At 53.7% G+C, this 255-nt stretch carries 1 rRNA gene; it reads right to left on the bottom strand.

Annotated elements, in window-relative coordinates:
• A 16S ribosomal RNA gene (locus tag KW850_RS32895) occupies nt 1-255 on the bottom strand; the annotation flags it as partial.

Below are 255 nucleotides of genomic sequence, written 5' to 3'. Positions count from 1 at the left end.
AGTGCCCAACTAAATGCTGGCAACTAAGATCAAGGGTTGCGCTCGTTGCGGGACTTAACCCAACATCTCACGACACGAGCTGACGACAACCATGCACCACCTGTCACTCTGTCCCCCGAAGGGGAAAGTCCTATCTCTAGGAGTGTCAGAGGATGTCAAGACCTGGTAAGGTTCTTCGCGTTGCTTCGAATTAAACCACATGCTCCACCGCTTGTGCGGGCCCCCGTCAATTCCTTTGAGTTTCAGCCTTGCGGC

The organism is Bacillus sp. sid0103 (assembly GCF_019219025.1).
Note: the sequence above shows the minus strand (reverse complement) of the source record. Positions and strands in the feature narration are given on the sequence as shown.